This is a genomic window from Pseudomonas sp. MYb193 (assembly GCF_002966775.1).
GTDB classification, from domain to species: domain Bacteria; phylum Pseudomonadota; class Gammaproteobacteria; order Pseudomonadales; family Pseudomonadaceae; genus Aquipseudomonas; species Aquipseudomonas paracarnis.
The window spans coordinates 5823891-5841529 of record NZ_CP023269.1 but is presented as its reverse complement, the minus strand read 5'-3'; the positions used below and the strand labels follow the sequence as shown (position 1 = coordinate 5841529).

At 61.6% G+C, this 17639-nt stretch carries 15 protein-coding genes; 10 read left to right on the top strand and 5 right to left on the bottom strand.

Annotated features, from left to right (window positions below):
- Positions 1-92 precede the first annotated feature (92 nt).
- A complete protein-coding gene (locus CLM72_RS26875; RefSeq protein WP_034128981.1) occupies positions 93-1001 on the top strand; it encodes an SdiA-regulated domain-containing protein in 909 nt (302 codons plus the stop codon).
- Here the strand turns inward: CLM72_RS26875 and CLM72_RS26870 are convergent, their stop codons facing one another.
- On the bottom strand, positions 1002-2948 hold the full coding sequence (locus tag CLM72_RS26870) for an autotransporter domain-containing protein (protein ID WP_105228890.1): 1947 nt from the start codon (positions 2946-2948) through the stop codon (positions 1002-1004). It abuts the gene before it with no gap.
- A 333-nt stretch (positions 2949-3281) separates the two neighbouring features.
- A complete protein-coding gene (rpiA, locus tag CLM72_RS26865; RefSeq protein ID WP_003195201.1) occupies positions 3282-3953 on the bottom strand; it encodes a ribose-5-phosphate isomerase RpiA in 672 nt (223 codons plus the stop codon).
- 138 nt (positions 3954-4091) lie between these two features.
- On the opposite strand from rpiA, the gene ilvA reads away from it, so the two are divergent.
- Together ilvA and CLM72_RS26855 are read left to right on the top strand one after the other, a co-directional pair.
- Positions 4092-5606: a threonine ammonia-lyase, biosynthetic gene (gene ilvA / locus CLM72_RS26860; RefSeq protein WP_105228889.1), complete on the top strand. Its 1515-nt coding sequence runs from the start codon at positions 4092-4094 to the stop codon at positions 5604-5606.
- A gap of 40 nt (positions 5607-5646) precedes the next feature.
- The gene (locus tag CLM72_RS26855; protein WP_014720366.1) at positions 5647-6060 is read left to right on the top strand and encodes a DUF2269 family protein; all 414 of its coding nucleotides are present in this window, start codon (positions 5647-5649) and stop codon (positions 6058-6060) included.
- Between the two features lie 105 nt (positions 6061-6165).
- Here the strand turns inward: CLM72_RS26855 and CLM72_RS26850 are convergent, their stop codons facing one another.
- Positions 6166-6822, bottom strand: coding sequence for an HAD family phosphatase (locus CLM72_RS26850; RefSeq protein WP_105228888.1), 657 nt, complete (start codon positions 6820-6822; stop codon positions 6166-6168).
- A 143-nt stretch (positions 6823-6965) separates the two neighbouring features.
- Here CLM72_RS26850 and CLM72_RS26845 point away from each other — a divergent pair, with 143 nt between their 5' ends.
- Both CLM72_RS26845 and ptsP read left to right on the top strand, forming a co-directional pair.
- Complete coding sequence (locus tag CLM72_RS26845; RefSeq protein ID WP_003176750.1) at positions 6966-7445, top strand: RNA pyrophosphohydrolase; 480 nt, start codon at positions 6966-6968, stop codon at positions 7443-7445.
- Between the two features lie 22 nt (positions 7446-7467).
- Positions 7468-9747, top strand: coding sequence for a phosphoenolpyruvate--protein phosphotransferase (gene ptsP / locus CLM72_RS26840; protein ID WP_003195193.1), 2280 nt, complete (start codon positions 7468-7470; stop codon positions 9745-9747).
- A gap of 98 nt (positions 9748-9845) precedes the next feature.
- Here ptsP and CLM72_RS26835 read toward each other — a convergent pair whose 3' ends face one another.
- The gene (locus CLM72_RS26835; protein WP_105228887.1) at positions 9846-10592 is read right to left on the bottom strand and encodes an NRDE family protein; all 747 of its coding nucleotides are present in this window, start codon (positions 10590-10592) and stop codon (positions 9846-9848) included.
- Between the two features lie 216 nt (positions 10593-10808).
- Between CLM72_RS26835 and lgt the strand changes: the two genes are divergently transcribed.
- Positions 10809-11621: a prolipoprotein diacylglyceryl transferase gene (gene lgt / locus CLM72_RS26830; protein WP_105228886.1), complete on the top strand. Its 813-nt coding sequence runs from the start codon at positions 10809-10811 to the stop codon at positions 11619-11621.
- A gap of 51 nt (positions 11622-11672) precedes the next feature.
- Positions 11673-12506, top strand: a complete 834-nt coding sequence (locus tag CLM72_RS26825) for a thymidylate synthase (RefSeq protein ID WP_014720362.1) — start codon at positions 11673-11675, stop codon at positions 12504-12506.
- Positions 12507-12636: 130 nt separating this feature from the next.
- Here CLM72_RS26825 and cadR read toward each other — a convergent pair whose 3' ends face one another.
- Positions 12637-13077 (bottom strand): Cd(II)/Pb(II)-responsive transcriptional regulator, encoded by a 441-nt coding sequence (cadR, locus tag CLM72_RS26820; protein WP_105228885.1) that lies wholly within the window; start codon positions 13075-13077, stop codon positions 12637-12639.
- An 85-nt stretch (positions 13078-13162) separates the two neighbouring features.
- Between cadR and CLM72_RS26815 the strand changes: the two genes are divergently transcribed.
- From CLM72_RS26815 to CLM72_RS26805, 3 genes are all read left to right on the top strand, one after another.
- Positions 13163-15475 (top strand): heavy metal translocating P-type ATPase, encoded by a 2313-nt coding sequence (locus tag CLM72_RS26815; RefSeq protein ID WP_105228884.1) that lies wholly within the window; start codon positions 13163-13165, stop codon positions 15473-15475.
- A gap of 16 nt (positions 15476-15491) precedes the next feature.
- Positions 15492-16355 carry a LysR family transcriptional regulator gene (locus CLM72_RS26810; RefSeq protein ID WP_105228883.1) on the top strand — a complete coding sequence of 288 codons (864 nt, stop codon included), beginning with the start codon at positions 15492-15494 and terminating at the stop codon, positions 16353-16355.
- Positions 16356-16574: 219 nt separating this feature from the next.
- Entirely contained in the window at positions 16575-17639 is a 1065-nt protein-coding gene (locus tag CLM72_RS26805) for a putative 2-aminoethylphosphonate ABC transporter ATP-binding protein (RefSeq protein WP_105228882.1), read from the top strand.

Below are 17639 nucleotides of genomic sequence, written 5' to 3'. Positions count from 1 at the left end.
AAACGGCATTCGCCAGGCAGCCCGGTGCGTTTAAGTTTAAATTCAGGTGACCTTGATATCTATTCGCCAGTTTTTTCTCTGAGCCCGCCCCGATGCGTCGACTTGCCCGCCCCAAACCTGCTGTTTTTATCCTGCTGTTGCTCGCCTTGGTCGCTGCCGGGCTGGTGGCACAGCAGTTCCGTCTGTTCGAACGCGCCTGGTTCAACTGGCAGGTGTGGTACCAGCCTGCGGATGAGCGCGCCATTGGCCTGGCGGACTACCGTGTCACCCTCGAAGGCCAGGTGATAGAAGGGCTCGACGACGATGTCTCGGCCCTGACCTACGACCCCGTGCGCAAAAGCCTGTTTACCGTCACCAATAAAAACGCCGAACTGGTCGAGTTGTCGCTGGAGGGCAAGATCCTGCGGCGCATTCCGCTGGTGGGCTTTGGCGATGCCGAAGCGGTGGAATTTATCAGCGACAACATCTACGTCATCAGCGATGAGCGCCAGCAGCGCTTGATCAAAGTGCATGTGGACGATGACACCACGTTCCTCGACGCTGCCGATGCGGAGCAAATGACCCTGGGCGTGCACGTTGGCGGCAACAAGGGCTTTGAAGGGTTGGCCTACGACTCGGTGGGCAAGCGCTTGTTCGTGGCCAAGGAACGCGACCCCATGCTGATCTACGAGGTGCACGGGTTTCCCCATTTCAAGCCGGAAAAAACCTATTCGGTACATGTGATCAACAACCCCAAGCGCGATGCCGGGCTGTTTGTGCGCGACCTGTCGAGCCTGCAATACGACGAACGCAGTGGCCATCTGTTGGCGCTGTCGGATGAGTCGTTCCTGGTCTTGGAGCTCGATATTGATGGTCGCCCTCTAAGCAGTCTGTCGTTGCTTAAAGGGCGCCATGGCCTGAGCAAGCGCGTGCCCCAGGCCGAAGGGATCGCCATGGATGACGACGGCACGCTGTACATGGTCAGCGAGCCCAACCTGTTTTACGTGTTCAAGAAACCCTGATCAGAACATCCATTGCACACCCAGCGAATAACCGGTCTGGCTGCCTTCAGCATGCCCGAGGCGGCCATTGACCTCGGCAAACACGCCCAACTGTGGGGTGATCGCCAGTTGGCTGCCCAGTTGTGCGCGAGCGAAGCTCTTATCCACTGAGCCCAGCCTGGCGGTGCGGGCCTGGCCATCGGCGCGTGCGGTGAGTTGCAGGTCGTCCAGGCGGCCGTCGGCCAATTCCTTGACCCAGGCGATGTCGCCGTAGGGCATCAGGTTCAGGCCAAAGGGCAGGGCAACAGCGCCGCGCACGCGCCAGCCGAGGCTGGCTTCCAGCGAGTCGAAAGACTGCTCTTCGTACTCCAGGGCCGTGCGCAGGTTCTGCTTTTCGTGGAACTTGTCGATGCGGTAATGGCTGTAGTCCAGGCCGGCGAACGGCCCGCTCTTGATCGCGCCAAAGTCAAAGTCATAGCCACCCAGCACCCGTGCGCCCAACGCCAGGGCATCGGTGTCGCCCGTCAGTTGCTGATTGAGCAGGATCGGCCCGCCATTGGCCTGGATGACCAGGTTGCGCTTGGAGTCGAAGCGGGTGTGGCCCAGGCTCAGGTCACCGGCCAGCCAGCTTGGCCCGCCATCGTTGAGCAGCGCATAGACGGCTGCCTGCCAGGTGTCGCTGTCGAGCTTGCCGCGATGTTCCAATTTGTCGCGCCCATTGAGGTAGCTGAGGCTGGCGCCGATATTCAGGCTTGAAGTCAGTTGGTAGTCACCGAGGGCATGCAGACCCACGCGCCGGGCTTCGGGGTTGGGGGCCGTGTCGAAGCCGCTGTCCGGGTTGTATTCGCCATCCACACCGATCTCGCCATCAAAGCTTGCGACCTCGCGGCTGGCCGCTTGCAGGGTCAGCCAGCGGCGATCATGCAGGCGCACCAGGGCCTGATGCTGGCGCTGCAGGTTGTCTTGCATATTGCGCGCAACGGCACCGCCAGAAGCGGTCGAGGCCATCAGGTCGGCGTTGGTCAGTTCCAGCACCAGGCGGCTGAGCAGGCGTGAATAGTCACGCAGGCGCTGGTCAATGCGCGCCTGGCCGAACGCATCGGTCAGCACGGCTTGGTTGTCTTCGTTCGGGTCGTGCCAGGTCGAGCCGCCGGGGATTTTCGGGTTGTCGGTCTGGGTGTAGCCGTCCAGGTCGCCCAGTTCCCAGTTGGTGGCCTCTATATAAAGGATCGGGATATTCAGCGGTTCGAACGCTTCACCATCGCTGCAGCAGCCGGTGCCCTTTGGGTACTGCGGGTCCAGGCCGGGGTTGCTGAACAAGGGGATGTTCAATTCCCTGGCGATCTGGAAGGTGTGCTCGCGCAAGGAGGCCAAGGCCGGGTTGGCGGTGCTGTTCTGGCCGGCGTGGGCGTACATCATGTCGCCGGTGATCAGGCTGTCGAGGTTGATCATCGCGAGCATGTTGGCGCGCTGGCTGGCGCTGAGTGAGTCGACAAAGGCACGGGAGCCGCGCAGGCCTTCTTCTTCGGCGCCGAAGCCAACGATTTGCAGGCCATTTTCCAGTGACAGGCCGCCGAGGTTCTTCGCCACCTCGGTCAACACGCTGGCGCCGGAACCGTTGTCATCCAGGCCTTGCAGGGTCGGGCGGCCGAAGTAAGTGTCGAAGTGCGCGCCAATCACCACGTATTGGGCCTTGGTACCAGCGGCAGAGGCCACCACGTTTTGCGAAGCCCGGCTGCCGTTGTTCCAAGTGAAGTCCTGGCGGCTGAAGTTATAGGCCGTGCCCATCTGGCTCTGCATCCAGTCGGCTGCTCCGGCAAAATTTGCCGTGCCGCGATATCGGCCAGGGTAGTCGTTGATCAGTTTTTCCAGGGTGGTGTTGGCGTGCTGGCCGTAATCGTAGGCCTGGGTATGCGTGGACAGCAGGGCACCGGCAACGCTGATGGCGAAGGCTAGAGGCTTTATCACAAGGTCTTCCTTGAGGTGAGGGGGACGTTCAAGCCCAGACCCTTTGCACAATGCGCGCCTCATTCCATGGGCGGCTGCGAATTGGCGCATTGTTAAACGCGTGGGTCGCGTGGCTGTAATTTGTAACGGATTGGATACCAGGCGGGGCAGGGGATGCCGTGACAGAGCGCACGGTTTTGGCGAGGAGTGCTGCGAAAAGTAGCGTTTTTGTTACATCGCTCTAGAGTCGAGCGCTAACACATGTGGGAGCTGGCTTGCCTGCGATGGCATCGCCTCGGTATCCATTGATACACCGAGTCGTCTGCATCGCGGGCAAACCCGGCTCCCACAAGGTCAGGCCTTGAGGGTTTTCACGCCTTCCGGTGTGCCCAGCAGCAATACATCCGCCGGGCGCGCCGCGAACAGGCCGTTGGTGACCACGCCCACAATGGCGTTGATCTGCGTCTCCAGCTCCACCGGGTTGGTGATCTGCATATTGAACACGTCGAGGATGATGTTGCCGTTGTCGGTCAACACACCTTCGCGGTACACCGGGTCGCCGCCCAGTTTTACCAGCTCGCGGGCCACGTGGCTGCGGGCCATGGGGATGACTTCCACCGGCAGTGGGAACGTGCCCAGCACGGGGACCAGCTTGCTCGCGTCGGCGATGCAAATGAAGGTCTTGGCCACGGCCGCGACAATCTTCTCGCGGGTCAGGGCCGCGCCGCCGCCTTTGATCAGGTTCAGGTGCTCGTCGCTTTCATCCGCGCCGTCGACGTAGAACTCCAGGTCGCTCACGGTGTTGAGCTCGTACACCGGAATGCCATGGCCCTTGAGGCGGGCAGCGGTGGCTTCGGAACTGGCCACGGCGCCGTCGAACGCGCCCTTGTGCTGGGCCAGTGCGTCGATAAAGCAGTTGGCGGTGGAGCCGGTGCCGACACCGACGATGCTCTTGTCGTCGAGTTTAGGAAGGATTAAATCGACAGCGGCCTGGGCCACTGCCTGTTTGAGTTGATCCTGGGTCATGCGGGCTCCGGAACGGGCGGGGAATTAACGAGGGCGGCGAGTATAACCCAACAAAACCTCGGGATTCGTGTGGTCGCCCGGCCAAACGCTGGGTTAGACTCCTTGGCCCTGCCCAACCCGTGAAGTAGATGCCTGCCGATGCTTGAACACTACGTCAAAAAAATCCTCACCTCGCGTGTTTACGACATCGCTGTCGAAACCCCCTTGCAGACTGCCCGCCAGCTCTCCGAGCGGCTGGGTAACAAGATTTGGCTCAAGCGCGAAGACTTGCAGCCGGTGTTCTCGTTCAAGATTCGCGGCGCCTACAACAAGCTGACCCAGCTCAGCGCCGAAGAACGTGCGCGCGGCGTCGTCACCGCGTCGGCCGGCAACCATGCCCAGGGCCTGGCCCTGGCGGCCAAGGTGCTGGGGGTGAAAGCCACCATCGTGATGCCCAAGACCACCCCGGAGATCAAGGTCGAAGGCGTGCGCTCCCGTGGCGGTAAAGTGGTGTTGCACGGTGATTCCTTCCCGGAAGCCCTGGCCTACTCGCTCAAGCTGGTCGACGAAAAAGGCTACGTCTACATCCACCCCTACGATGATCCGCACACCATTGCCGGGCAGGGCACCGTGGCGATGGAAATCCTGCGCCAGCACCCAGGGCCGCTGGACGCGATTTTCGTACCGGTGGGCGGCGGCGGTCTGATCGCCGGGATTGCGGCGTACGTGAAATACCTGCGCCCGGAGATCAAGATCATCGGCGTGGAGCCTGACGATTCCAACTGCCTGCAAGCCGCCATGGCGGCGGGCGAGCGCGTGGTATTGCCGACCGTCGGCCTCTTTGCCGACGGCGTGGCAGTGGCGCAGATCGGCCAGCACACCTTCGACATCTGCAAGCACTATGTGGATGAAGTGATCACCGTCAGTACCGATGAAATCTGTGCGGCGATCAAGGACATCTACGACGATACCCGCTCCATCACCGAGCCGGCCGGCGCGCTGGGCGTGGCCGGGATCAAAAAGTACGTCGAGACCCGCGGTGTCAGCGGCCAGACCTTTGTCGCCATCGACTCGGGCGCCAACGTCAACTTCGACCGTTTGCGCCATGTGGCCGAGCGCGCCGAACTCGGTGAAGGCCGTGAGGCTATCATCGCGGTGACCATCCCCGAGCGGCCGGGCAGCTTCAAGGCCTTCTGCGAAGCGGTGGGCAAGCGCCAGATCACCGAATTCAATTACCGCTACCACTCCGGCAGCGAAGCGCACATTTTCGTCGGCGTGCAGACCCACCCGGAGAACGACCCGCGCAGCGCGTTGGTAGCCAGTTTGACCAGCCAGGGTTTCCCGGTGCTGGACCTTACCGAGAACGAACTGGCCAAGTTGCACATTCGCCATATGGTCGGCGGGCATGCGGCCAAAGTCAGCGACGAGTTAGTGTTTCGTTTCGAGTTTCCGGAGCGGCCGGGGGCGTTGTTCAACTTTCTCCACAAGCTCGGCGGGCGCTGGAACATCTCGATGTTCCACTACCGCAACCACGGCGCGGCTGACGGCCGAGTGGTGGCGGGCTTGCAAGTACCGGCGGACGAGCGCCACCTGGTGCCTGCCGCGTTGGCGCAAATCGGTTACCCGTACTGGGATGAAAGCGAAAACCCCGCTTACCAGCTGTTCCTCGGTTGAGCGACTACGCTGACTGAGCGGCCTATAAGGAATAGAGACCATGGAAACGCTGACTACCCTCAAGGTGATCCACATCACCGCCACCGTATTGCTGCTGCTCAGCGGCCTCGGCCTGGCCGTATTGGCGTGGCGTAAACGCAGCGCCGGCCCGGCCGCGACCGTGCAGCGCCCCTGGGCATTTGTATGGCTGCTGATGGGGATTTGCCTGGTGAGCATGCCATTTACCGGGTGGTGGCTGGTGCACCTGCTCGGCTGGCCACTGGGGCAAACCTGGATCTTGGGCTCCAGCATTCTCTACACCGTGGCGGCGCTGGCCTGGTTCTGGCTGGTGGCGCGGCTCAATCGGCTGCGCAAGGGCGAGGGCGGGAGCCTGAATTTCACCCTGGTGCTGGCGGTGGTCAGCCTGGTGGGGTTTGTGGCGATTGCCGGGCTTATGGGCGCCAAGCCTGTTTGAAACCGCGTCGCCTTCATCGCAGGCAAGCCAGCTCCCACACTTGACCGGATTCAAACATGAGAACAGAGTCAAAATGTGGGAGCTGGCTTGCCTGCGATAGCGTTGTCAGCTGCGCAGCGTAATCACCGGCCAACCCCGTTTCTGGGCCTCAGCACGAAGATTCGGATCCGGATCCACTGCCACCGGGTGCGTCACCTGCTCCAGCAACGGCAAATCATTCATCGAATCGCTGTAGAAGTAGCTGTCTTCCAGGCTATGCCCGGTTTCTTCCAACCAGCGGTTCAAACGCGTCACCTTGCCCTCGCGAAAGCACGGCACATCGGTGCTGCGCCCGGTATAACGGCCATCCACCATTTCGCACTCGGTGGCGATCAGGGTCTCGACGCCCAGGCGTTCGGCAATCGGCGCGGTGACGAAGCGGTTGGTGGCGGTGATGATCACCAGCTTGTCACCGGCGGCGCGGTGCTTGGCCAGCAGTTCAACGGCCTTGGGGAGCATGATGGGCTCGATGCAGTCGCGCATGTAGTCGTTGTGCCACGCGTCCAGCTGGGCCATCTCGGTGCGGCCGAGGATTTCCAGGCAGAAGTTCAGGTAGGCGGCGTTATCCAGCCGGCCGGCCAGGTAGTCCTGGTAGAACTCGTCGTTGCGGGCCTTGTAGGCTACCGCGTCGAGAATCCCGCGTTCACACAGGTAATCGCCCCAGGCGTGATCGCTGTCACCGCCCAGAAGGGTATTGTCCAAGTCGAATAAAGCCAGGCGCATTGCAGTTACTCGCTGAAAAGTCTGTAAAAAGGCGTCCAGAATACGGTCTTTTCACAAGAGTGCACATAAGGTAAGAAGCCTCGTTGCCGCTGGAACAACCTTTGTGGAACAATGCGGCGACATGCGTTTGCGAGGTTGTTGCCGTGATCGACCCCGATGGTTTCCGTCCTAATGTCGGCATTATTCTGACGAATGATGCCGGACAGGTGCTATGGGCTCGCCGAATCAACCAAGATGCCTGGCAGTTTCCTCAAGGTGGAATCAACCCCGACGAAACCCCTGAAGACGCCTTGTACCGTGAGTTGAACGAAGAAGTCGGCCTTGAGCGCGAAGATGTGCAAATTCTGGCCTGTACCCGTGGCTGGTTGCGCTATCGTTTGCCGCAACGCCTGGTGCGTACCCACAGCCAACCGCTGTGCATCGGCCAGAAGCAGAAATGGTTTCTTTTGCGCCTGATCTCCAACGAGCAGCGGGTGCGGATGGATTTGACCGGTAAACCGGAGTTCGATGGCTGGCGCTGGGTCAGCTATTGGTATCCGTTGGGCCAGGTGGTGACATTCAAGCGCGAGGTTTATCGTCGCGCTCTCAAAGAGCTTGCCCCGCGCCTTTTAGCGCGCGACTGACGACGGAGTTCGACCCCGAGCCATGCTCAATACGCTGCGCAAGATCGTCCAGGAAGTTAACTCCGCCAAGGATCTCAAGGCGGCGTTGGGGATTATTGTGTTGCGCGTCAAGGAAGCCATGGGCAGCCAGGTCTGCTCGGTTTACCTGCTGGACCCCGAGACCAACCGTTTTGTGCTGATGGCCACGGAGGGCTTGAACAAGCGCTCCATCGGCAAGGTCAGCATGGCGCCCAATGAAGGTCTGGTGGGCCTGGTGGGGACGCGTGAAGAACCCCTGAACCTCGAGAACGCGGCCGATCACCCGCGTTATCGCTACTTTGCCGAAACCGGTGAAGAGCGCTACGCCTCGTTCCTTGGCGCACCGATCATTCACCACCGCCGTGTTGTCGGCGTGTTGGTCATCCAGCAAAAAGAGCGTCGCCAGTTCGACGAAGGCGAAGAAGCCTTCCTGGTGACCATGAGCGCGCAACTGGCCGGGGTTATCGCCCACGCCGAAGCGACCGGCTCGATTCGCGGCCTGGGGCGCCAGGGCAAGGGCATCCAGGAAGCCAAGTTCGTCGGCGTACCGGGTTCGCCAGGCGCCGCGGTGGGTACCGCGGTGGTCATGCTGCCGCCAGCCGACCTCGATGTGGTGCCGGACAAGAGCGTCAGTGATATCGACGCCGAGATCAAACTGTTCAAGACCGCCCTCGAAGGCGTGCGCGCCGACATGCGCAACCTGTCGACCAAGCTGGCCACCCAGTTGCGCCCCGAAGAGCGTGCGCTGTTCGACGTGTACCAGATGATGCTCGACGACGCGTCCCTGGGTAACGAAGTCAAGACCGTGATCAAGACCGGCCAGTGGGCCCAGGGCGCGTTGCGCCAGGTGGTCACCGATCACGTCAACCGTTTCGAAATGATGGACGACGCCTACCTGCGCGAGCGGGCATCGGATGTGCGCGACCTGGGTCGCCGTCTGTTGGCGTACCTGCAGGAAGACCGCAGCACCAACATGGTCTTCCCCGATAACACCATCCTGGTCAGTGAAGAATTGACCGCCACCCAGCTTGGCGAAGTGCCTGAAGGCAAGCTGGTAGGCCTGGTCTCGGTATTGGGTTCGGGTAACTCCCACGTGGCGATCCTGGCCCGCGCCATGGGTATCCCGACGGTGATGGGCCTGGTGGACCTGCCGTATTCCAAGGTCGATGGTATCGACATGATTGTCGACGGGCATCGCGGCGAGGTATTCACCAACCCCAGCGACGTGCTGCGCAAGCAATACGCCGAGGTGGTGGAAGAAGAGAAGCAACTGGCCCAGGGCCTGGATTCGCTGCGCGAGCTGCCGTGTGTCACCCCCGACGGCCACCGCGTACCGCTGCTGGTCAACACCGGCCTGCTGGCGGATGTAGCCCGTGCGCAACAACGCGGCGCCGAAGGGGTGGGTCTGTACCGCACCGAAGTGCCGTTCATGATCAACCAGCGTTTCCCGAGCGAGAAGGAGCAGCTGGCGATTTATCGCGAGCAACTGCAAGCCTTCCACCCGTTACCGGTGACGATGCGCAGCCTGGATATTGGCGGCGACAAGTCACTGTCCTATTTCCCGATCAAGGAAGACAACCCCTTCCTTGGCTGGCGTGGTATTCGCGTTACCCTCGACCATCCCGAAATCTTCCTCGTCCAGACCCGCGCCATGCTCAAGGCCAGCGAGGGCTTGAACAACCTGCGTATCCTGCTGCCGATGATCTCCGGCACCCATGAACTGGAAGAAGCCCTGCACCTGATCCACCGCGCCTGGGGCGAAGTGCGCGACGAAGGCGCCGATGTGCCGATGCCGCCGATTGGCGTGATGATCGAAATCCCGGCGGCGGTGTACCAGGCCAAGGAACTGGCGCGGCAGGTGGACTTCCTGTCGGTAGGCTCCAACGACCTGACCCAGTACCTGCTGGCCGTGGACCGTAACAACCCACGGGTGGCCGACCTCTACGACTACCTGCACCCGGCGGTGCTGCAAGCGCTGCAACACGTAGTGCGCGACGCCCATGCCGAAGGCAAGCCGGTGAGTATCTGCGGCGAAATGGCCGGCGACCCGGCGGCGGCGGTGCTGTTGATGGCGATGGGCTTTGACAGCCTGTCGATGAACGCCACCAACTTGCCGAAAGTGAAGTGGATGCTGCGCCAGGTGGAGTTGAGCAGGGCCAAGGATTTGCTCGCCGAGTTGATGACCATCGACAACCCGCAAGTTATCCACAGCTCGCTGCAATTGGCGCTGAAAAACCTGGGGTTGACCCGGATGATCAACCCGGCCTCGGCCAAAACCCTCTAGACCGAGGCGCCTTCATCGCAGGCAAGCCAGCTCCCACCTGTGGAATGCATTCCCCAGTGGGGGCTGGCTTGCCTGCGATAGCGGTGGTCCAAGCAACGCTAAAACATCAGGTCCACCTCACCCAGCCGCCCACCGTGCGGGCCAAAGCTGCGCTCCAGCATCCGCCGCGTCCCATCGGCATTCACAATCAGCGCTGTGCTTGCCCGTGTCCCATAACTGGGGCTGGCGATAAACACGCTCGACAGCAGGCTTTCGGTCGCCAGGCCTACGCCGGTGTCCGGCAACTCAGCAAACGGGGCAGTCTGCGGGTCGCTGAGAATTCCCAGCAGTGCCTCAGGCTCGGGGTTTTCCAGCACGGCGCTGAACGCTGCTTTGGCCTTCACCAGCTTCGGCCATGGCGTATCCAGCCCGGCATTGGATAACCCGTACACCCCAGCCTTCAGCAGCGTAGGCTCGGTGTCATTGGCGTTGTAGTGCCACAGCTCATCCTGCGTGCCCACCAGCAGGTTGAACCCGGCATATTCAATCGAGCGGCCATTCACATCGGCCAAATAATCGTCGATCGGCAGCGAACCGCTGAGAAACCGCGCAACCAGTTCGCCGCGAGACTTGCGTGCCGGTGGCTGGTGCGGGTCGCGGATGTTGGTCAAGGCGGCAAAGCGCCCATCCGCGTTCATCCCCAGCCAGGTGCCCCCGGCCTCCTGATCGCGACCGGCATAGACCTGGGGCGCATCCGCCCACTGGGTCAGCGGCAGGCTGGGGCGGGCGTAGAACTCATCGCGGTTGGCCGCGACGATCAGTGGCTGGGCATGGCCCGGTCGCCAGGCGAAAACAATCAGGCACATCGGGTGACCCCTTTTGTGTTTTTGCCACTCTACCCACAGACGCGCCGGTGTTCCATCGTCTCGAAGTTGGGCCGCGCACCTCTGATCCGTTAACATGCCGGGCTGTTTGGTGTGTATGTGAACTTCTTAATTTGATCTCGCAGCTGTAACGCAGGCTTAATCGCACATCGGCATGGTCCGGTGCGTCATGACTAAATGTTTTAACGAGGAGTCGCAATGCTGCCTTACCCGCAGATCGACCCGGTGGCCCTGGCCATCGGTCCGCTGAAAATCCATTGGTACGGGTTGATGTACCTGATCGGCATCGGCGGTGCCTGGCTGCTGGCTTCCCGGCGCCTGAACCGTTTCGACCCGACCTGGACCAAGGAGAAGCTCTCCGACATGGTGTTCTGGATGTCGATGGGCGTGATCGTCGGCGGGCGCCTGGGGTATGTGCTGTTCTACGACCTGTCTGCGTATCTCGCTAACCCGACCCTGATCTTCGAAGTGTGGAAGGGCGGCATGGCGTTCCACGGTGGGTTTATCGGCGTGATGATTGCCGCCTGGTGGTTTGGTCGGCGCAATGGCAAGTCGTTCTTCCAGCTGATGGACTTCGTCGCACCCTTCGTGCCGATCGGCCTGGGCGCCGGGCGCATTGGTAACTTTATCAACGCCGAGCTGTGGGGCAAGCCGACCGACGTACCGTGGGCGATGGTGTTCCCGCCGTTCAGCGACCCGGCGCAATTGCCGCGCCACCCGTCGCAGCTGTACCAGTTCGCGTTGGAAGGTGTGGCGCTGTTCCTTATTCTCTATATCTTCTCGCGCAAGCCACGCCCAACCATGGCCGTGTCGGGCATGTTCGCGCTGTTCTACGGGTTTTTCCGCTTTATCGTCGAATTCGTACGGGTACCGGATGCGCAGTTGGGCTACCTGGCGTGGGGCTGGCTGACCATGGGTCAGGTGCTTAGCCTGCCGATGATCCTGGCGGGCCTGGGCATGCTGTGGTGGGCGTACAATCGCCCGCAGCCGCTGAAGAACGCCGCGCTTTAAATTCGAATGCCAAGACCAGGAGGTCTTGGCTTCAACGATACGGGTAAAAACATGAAGCAATATCTCGAACTGCTGCAGGACGTCGTGACCAATGGCCTGACCAAGGGCGACCGCACGGGCACCGGCACCAAGGCTGTGTTTGCGCGTCAGTATCGGCATAACCTGGCCGACGGCTTCCCGCTGCTGACCACCAAGAAGCTGCACTTCAAAAGCATCGCCAACGAACTGATCTGGATGTTGAGCGGCAACACCAACATCAAGTGGCTCAACGAAAATGGCGTGAAGATTTGGGACGAGTGGGCCACCGAAGACGGCGACCTGGGGCCGGTCTACGGCGAGCAGTGGACCGCCTGGCCGACCAAGGACGGCGGCACGATCAACCAGATCGACTACATGGTGCACACGCTCAAGACCAACCCCAACAGCCGTCGCATCCTGTTCCACGGCTGGAACGTCGAATACCTGCCGGACGAAACCCAGAGTCCGCAGGAAAACGCGCGTAACGGCAAGCAAGCCCTGCCGCCGTGCCATTTGCTGTACCAGGCGTTCGTGCATGACGGCCATCTGTCGATGCAGCTGTATATCCGCAGCTCCGACGTGTTCCTGGGCCTGCCGTACAACACCGCTGCGCTGGCGTTGCTGACCCACATGCTGGCCCAGCAGTGCGACCTGATCCCCCACGAGATCATCGTCACCACCGGCGACACCCACGCCTACAGCAACCACATGGAACAGATCCAGACCCAGTTGGCGCGTACGCCGAAAAAACTGCCGGAACTGGTGATCAAGCGCAAGCCTGCGTCGATCTACGACTATAAGTTCGAAGACTTCGAAATCGTGGGCTACGACGCCGACCCAAGCATCAAGGCCGACGTGGCGATCTAAAGCCTGTTGCGGGAAGAAATTGTGGGAGCTGGCTTGCCTGCGATAGCGCAGTGTCAGGCGACGTCAATGTCGCTGGTCCACCGCCATCGCAGGCAAGCCAGCTCCCACATGGGTTCGGTGTTCGCTTGAGTTAATGGCCGTGGCTTCTGCCCACATGCGAAGGCTCGGCCTCGCTGGCCGAAATCCCTCCGCTGACCTCCAACTGCTGCAAGATCCCGCACTGGTTCCCACCGCCGCAACGTTGGCGCAAGTCCAGCAGTTGCTCCTGCAAGGCCAGCAATCCATCGATCCGCGCTTTCACATGATGGATATGCTCGTCGATCAACGCATTTACGCTTTCACACTGGTCCTGGGGGCTGTCACGCAGCCCCAGCAGGCTGCGTATTTCTTCGAGGGTCATATCCAGGCTGCGGCAGTTGCGGATAAAGGTCAGCCGCTCGGTGTGCGCCTGGGTGTATACGCGGTAGTTGCCGTCGGTGCGTGCCGGGGGCGGCAGCAGGTTTTCCTTCTCGTAATAACGGATGGTTTCCACCGGGCAATCGGTGAGTTTGGCCAGTTCGCCGATCTTCATCGCAGCAATCTCCAAATGGGTGCTTGACCCTATAGTGGCTACAGGGTCTTTACTTGGCAACAGGCACCTTTACGGACGCGACCTGATGAGCCACTCCATTCATACCCCGCACAAGCACGACCACAAGCATGATCACGATCACGATCACGATCACGATCACGCTCATGACCACGGCCATGATCACAAACATGACCATGGGCCTGCCAAACTCACGCCAGTGGATAACCACGGCCATTCCGGCTCCTGCTGCTCCGGCGCTGCCGGGCCTGCCATCGTGACCTTGAGTGAAGCGCCCACCGCCGGCTCGCGCCTGAGCACCTTCCGCATCGAAGCCATGGACTGCCCTACCGAGCAGACGCTGATCCAGAACAAGCTGGGCAAGCTCGCTGGCGTGCAGCAACTGGAATTCAACCTGATCAACCGCATCCTCGGCGTCACCCATGACCTGCCGAACACGGCGCCGATCATTGAGGCAATCAAGTCCATCGGCATGCAGGCCGACCCTATCGAAGAAGGCAGCCCCGCTGCCGCGCCGCCCGCCAAGAAACATTGGTGGCCGCTGGCGGTGTCGGGCGTGGGTGCCCTGGGGGCTGAGGTGTTGCACTTCACTGGTGTGGCGCCCACCTGGGTAATCGCGCTGGTGGCGTTGGTGTCGATTCTCAGCGGCGGCCTTACCACCTACAAGAAGGGCTGGATTGCCCTGAAGAACTTCAACCTCAATATCAATGCCTTGATGAGCATCGCGGTGACGGGCGCGATCCTGATTGGCCAGTGGCCGGAAGCGGCGATGGTGATGTTCCTGTTCACCGTGGCCGAGTTGATTGAGGCCAAGTCCCTGGACCGGGCGCGCAACGCCATCAGCGGCCTGATGCAGATGACCCCGGAACAGGCCACGGTGCGCCAGGTCGACGGTTCCTGGTTGGAACAAGAGGTCAAAAGCATTGATCTTGGCGCGATTGTCCGAGTAAAACCCGGCGAGCGCATCGGGCTCGACGGTGAAGTCACGGCCGGCCAGTCCACCATCGACCAGGCACCGATCACCGGGGAAAGCCTGCCGATAGAAAAAACCGTGGGCGATAAAGTGTTTGCCGGCACCATCAACCAGGCCGGCGCCCTGGAGTACAAGGTCACCGCCGCGGCCAACAACTCCACGCTGGCGCGGATCATCCACGCGGTGGAACAGGCTCAAGGCGCACGCGCCCCAACCCAGCGGTTTGTCGACAGTTTCTCCAAGGTCTACACCCCGGCTGTCTTCCTGTTTGCCCTCGGTGTGGCGGTGATTCCGCCGCTGTTCATGGCGGGCGTGTGGTTTGACTGGATCTACCGCGCCCTCGTGCTGCTGGTGGTGGCCTGCCCTTGTGCCTTGGTGATCTCCACCCCGGTGACCATCGTCAGCGGCCTGGCAGCAGCGGCGCGCAAAGGCATCCTGATCAAGGGCGGCGTGTACCTGGAGGGTGGCTACAAGCTCGACTACCTGGCCCTCGACAAGACCGGCACCATCACCCACGGCAAACCGGTGCAAACCGACTACCTGCCGCTGTTCCCGAATATCGAAGACAGCGCGCCGGCCCTGGCGGCCAGCTTGGCATCGCGTTCCGATCACCCGGTGTCCCTGGCGATTGCCAACGCGGCTGTGGATAAAAACCTGTCGACTCACGCTGTGGATAACTTCGAGGCCCTGGCCGGGCGCGGTGTGCGGGGTGACATCAACGGCCAGACCTATCACCTGGGTAACCACCGCCTGGTGGAAGACCTCGGCCTGTGTTCCGCGGCCTTGGAAGAGAAACTCTTTGCCCTGGAAAAACAAGGCAAGTCCGTGGTGTTGCTGTTGGACAAGTCTGGCCCGCTGGCGCTGTTTGCCGTGGCCGACACGGTCAAGGAGAGCAGCCGCGAAGCCATCCAGCAGTTGCACGACCTGGGCATCAAGACCCTGATGCTCACCGGCGACAACACCCACACTGCCAAGGCCATTGCGGCCCAGGTGGGTATCGACCAGGCCCAGGGCGACCTGTTACCCACCGACAAACTGCAAGCCATCGAAACCCTCTACGGCCAGGGCCATCGGGTGGGCATGGTCGGTGACGGTATCAACGACGCCCCGGCCCTGGCTCGTGCCGAGATCGGCTTTGCCATGGCCGCAGCGGGCACCGATACCGCTATCGAGACCGCCGACGTGGCGCTGATGGACGATGATTTGCGCAAGATTCCGGCTTTCATTCGGTTGTCGCGGCAAACGTCGAGTATCCTCAAGCAGAACATCGCCCTGGCGCTGGTGATCAAGGCGATCTTCCTGGCCGTCACGTTCATGGGCATGGCGACCATGTGGATGGCGGTCTTCGCCGACATGGGCGTGAGCCTGCTGGTGGTGTTCAATGGCCTGCGCCTGGTGCGCAAATAGAGGATGAGAGGGTGGTGTGCTGAGTGCTGAGTTAAAGGCGTTTTTCATGGTCGCCCGCCTGGGCAGCATTACCCAGGCGGCGAAGAAACTCGGCTTGAGCCAGCCCACGGTGACCACCCAGATTCGCAACCTCGAAGGCCACTACGGCGTCGAGTTGTTCTACCGTGGCGGCCGCCGCCTCACCGTCAGCGACGAAGGCGCGCGGCTGTTGCCGATGGTCAAGGCGCTGTTGCAGCAGGAAGCGGATATCGAGTTTTTCCTGCGCAACAACGGCCAGGTGCAGGGTGCGCTGAGAATCGCCGCAACGGCGCCGTATTACATCCTCGATCTGGTCAAAGCCTTTCGCGAGCGCCTGCCCCAGGTGGACGTGTCGGTGGAAATCGGCAACTCCCAGCAGGTGCTTGAGGCGCTGGACGATTACCGCGTCGATGTCGCGGCCTCATCGCAATTGCTGGAAGACGCCCGGCTGATCCGCCGCGTGCTGGGCACCGACCCGCTGGTGCTGGCGGTGCACCGCAATCACCCGTTGGCCAAGCTCGATCACGTTTCGTTGAGCGCGCTAGTCGGGCATACCTTGCTGATGCGTGAAGCGGGCTCCACTACCCGCAGGCTGACTGAAGAGATGTTGAAGAATGCGGGTGTCGGATATGGGCCGTTGTTGGAGATTGGCAGCCGTGAGTCGATTCGCGAGGCGGTGCTGCGCAATATCGGCATCAGCATCATCGCCCGCCAGGAAGTGCCCCATGACCCGCAGTTGCGCGTGCTGACCATCGAGAATGCACCGCAGATTCCGGAGTATCTGTATTGCCTCAAGGAGCGCAAAGGAGCGCGCCTGCCGGCGGCGTTCCTTGGCCTGGCTCAGGAAATGTCACCCCTCTGAACATTGATGGCGGCTTTTAAATAGCCATCGCAGGCAAGCCAGCTCCCACATTTTTGATTGGTGAACCCATTCAAGTGTGGGAGCTGGCTTGCCTGCGATAGCGGTCGTGAGTCCTACACAAATCCACCAATACCACTATCACCTCCTTTTGCCTTTCTGCCACACCCGCTACGCATTGCCTCCCTAGCATGGCCTTCATCCGTTCGATGAGGTGCCACCATGCACACAGCCCTGACCCAACCCGGCGCACCGATGAAAGTGCGCGCAATCCAGAAACGCTTTGGCGCCTTCACCGCGCTGGACAACGTCTCCCTGGACGTCGCCGCCGGCGAGCTGGTGTGCCTGCTGGGCCCTTCCGGCTGCGGCAAGACCACACTGCTGCGCTGCATCGCCGGCCTGGAGCGCCAGGACAGCGGTGAGCTTTACCTGGGCGAGCGGGACGTGTCCTTGCTGCCACCCCAGGCGCGGGACTACGGCATCCTGTTCCAGTCCTACGCGTTGTTTCCCAACCTCAGCGTTGAAGCGAACATCGGCTACGGCCTCAACGGCAGCGGCCGCGATGAAGTGCGCAAGCGGGTCGCGCAGATGCTTGAGCTGGTGGGGCTGGTGGGCAGCGAAAAGAAGTACCCCGGCCAACTCTCCGGCGGCCAGCAACAGCGCGTCGCCCTGGCCCGCGCACTGGCGCCGGCGCCGTCGTTATTGCTGTTGGATGAGCCGATGTCGGCCCTCGATGCCCGGGTGCGCGAGCACCTGTGCACCGAACTGCGCCAACTGCAGCGGCGCCTGGGCATCACCACCTTGATGGTGACCCACAACCAGGACGAAGCCATGTTGATGGCCGACCGCATCGCCGTGATGAACAACGGCAAGGTCGAGCAGTACGCCACGCCCCAGGAAATCTACGACCGCCCGGCCACGCCGTTCGTGGCGGAGTTTGTCGGCCAGGGCAACTGGTTGCCGTTCAGCCGTAACAGCGCCAGCCATGCCCAGGTGGGTGGGTTGAACATGCGCCTGGCTGAGGACGCGGGTGTCGCCCAGTCCGGCCGCTTGTTTTGCCGCCCGGAAGCCATTTGCGTCAACCCGCCGGTGCATGAAGAAAACCTGTTCCCGGCCAAGGTTCGCGAGATTACCTTCCTCGGCAACCGCTGCCGCATGAGCTTTGAGTTGGAACAATTGCCGGGCCATGCGTTGCTGGCTGAACTGGCGCCGGAAGCGATGCCGCGCCTGGGCGCCCAGGACATCTGGGTGGCGTTGCCGCCGCGCAGCCTGCAGGTGTTTGCCTGA

Coding starts and splice junctions, on each gene's coding strand:
- CLM72_RS26875 (WP_034128981.1), top strand. CDS start 93: ATGCGTCGACTTGCCCGCCCCAAACCTGCTGTTTTTATCCTGCTGTTG.
- rpiA (WP_003195201.1), bottom strand. CDS start 3,953: ATGACCCAGGATCAACTCAAACAGGCAGTGGCCCAGGCCGCTGTCGAT.
- ilvA (WP_105228889.1), top strand. CDS start 4,092: ATGCTTGAACACTACGTCAAAAAAATCCTCACCTCGCGTGTTTACGAC.
- CLM72_RS26855 (WP_014720366.1), top strand. CDS start 5,647: ATGGAAACGCTGACTACCCTCAAGGTGATCCACATCACCGCCACCGTA.
- CLM72_RS26850 (WP_105228888.1), bottom strand. CDS start 6,822: ATGCGCCTGGCTTTATTCGACTTGGACAATACCCTTCTGGGCGGTGAC.
- ptsP (WP_003195193.1), top strand. CDS start 7,468: ATGCTCAATACGCTGCGCAAGATCGTCCAGGAAGTTAACTCCGCCAAG.
- CLM72_RS26835 (WP_105228887.1), bottom strand. CDS start 10,592: ATGTGCCTGATTGTTTTCGCCTGGCGACCGGGCCATGCCCAGCCACTG.
- lgt (WP_105228886.1), top strand. CDS start 10,809: ATGCTGCCTTACCCGCAGATCGACCCGGTGGCCCTGGCCATCGGTCCG.
- CLM72_RS26825 (WP_014720362.1), top strand. CDS start 11,673: ATGAAGCAATATCTCGAACTGCTGCAGGACGTCGTGACCAATGGCCTG.
- cadR (WP_105228885.1), bottom strand. CDS start 13,077: ATGAAGATCGGCGAACTGGCCAAACTCACCGATTGCCCGGTGGAAACC.
- CLM72_RS26815 (WP_105228884.1), top strand. CDS start 13,163: ATGAGCCACTCCATTCATACCCCGCACAAGCACGACCACAAGCATGAT.
- CLM72_RS26805 (WP_105228882.1), top strand. CDS start 16,575: ATGCACACAGCCCTGACCCAACCCGGCGCACCGATGAAAGTGCGCGCA.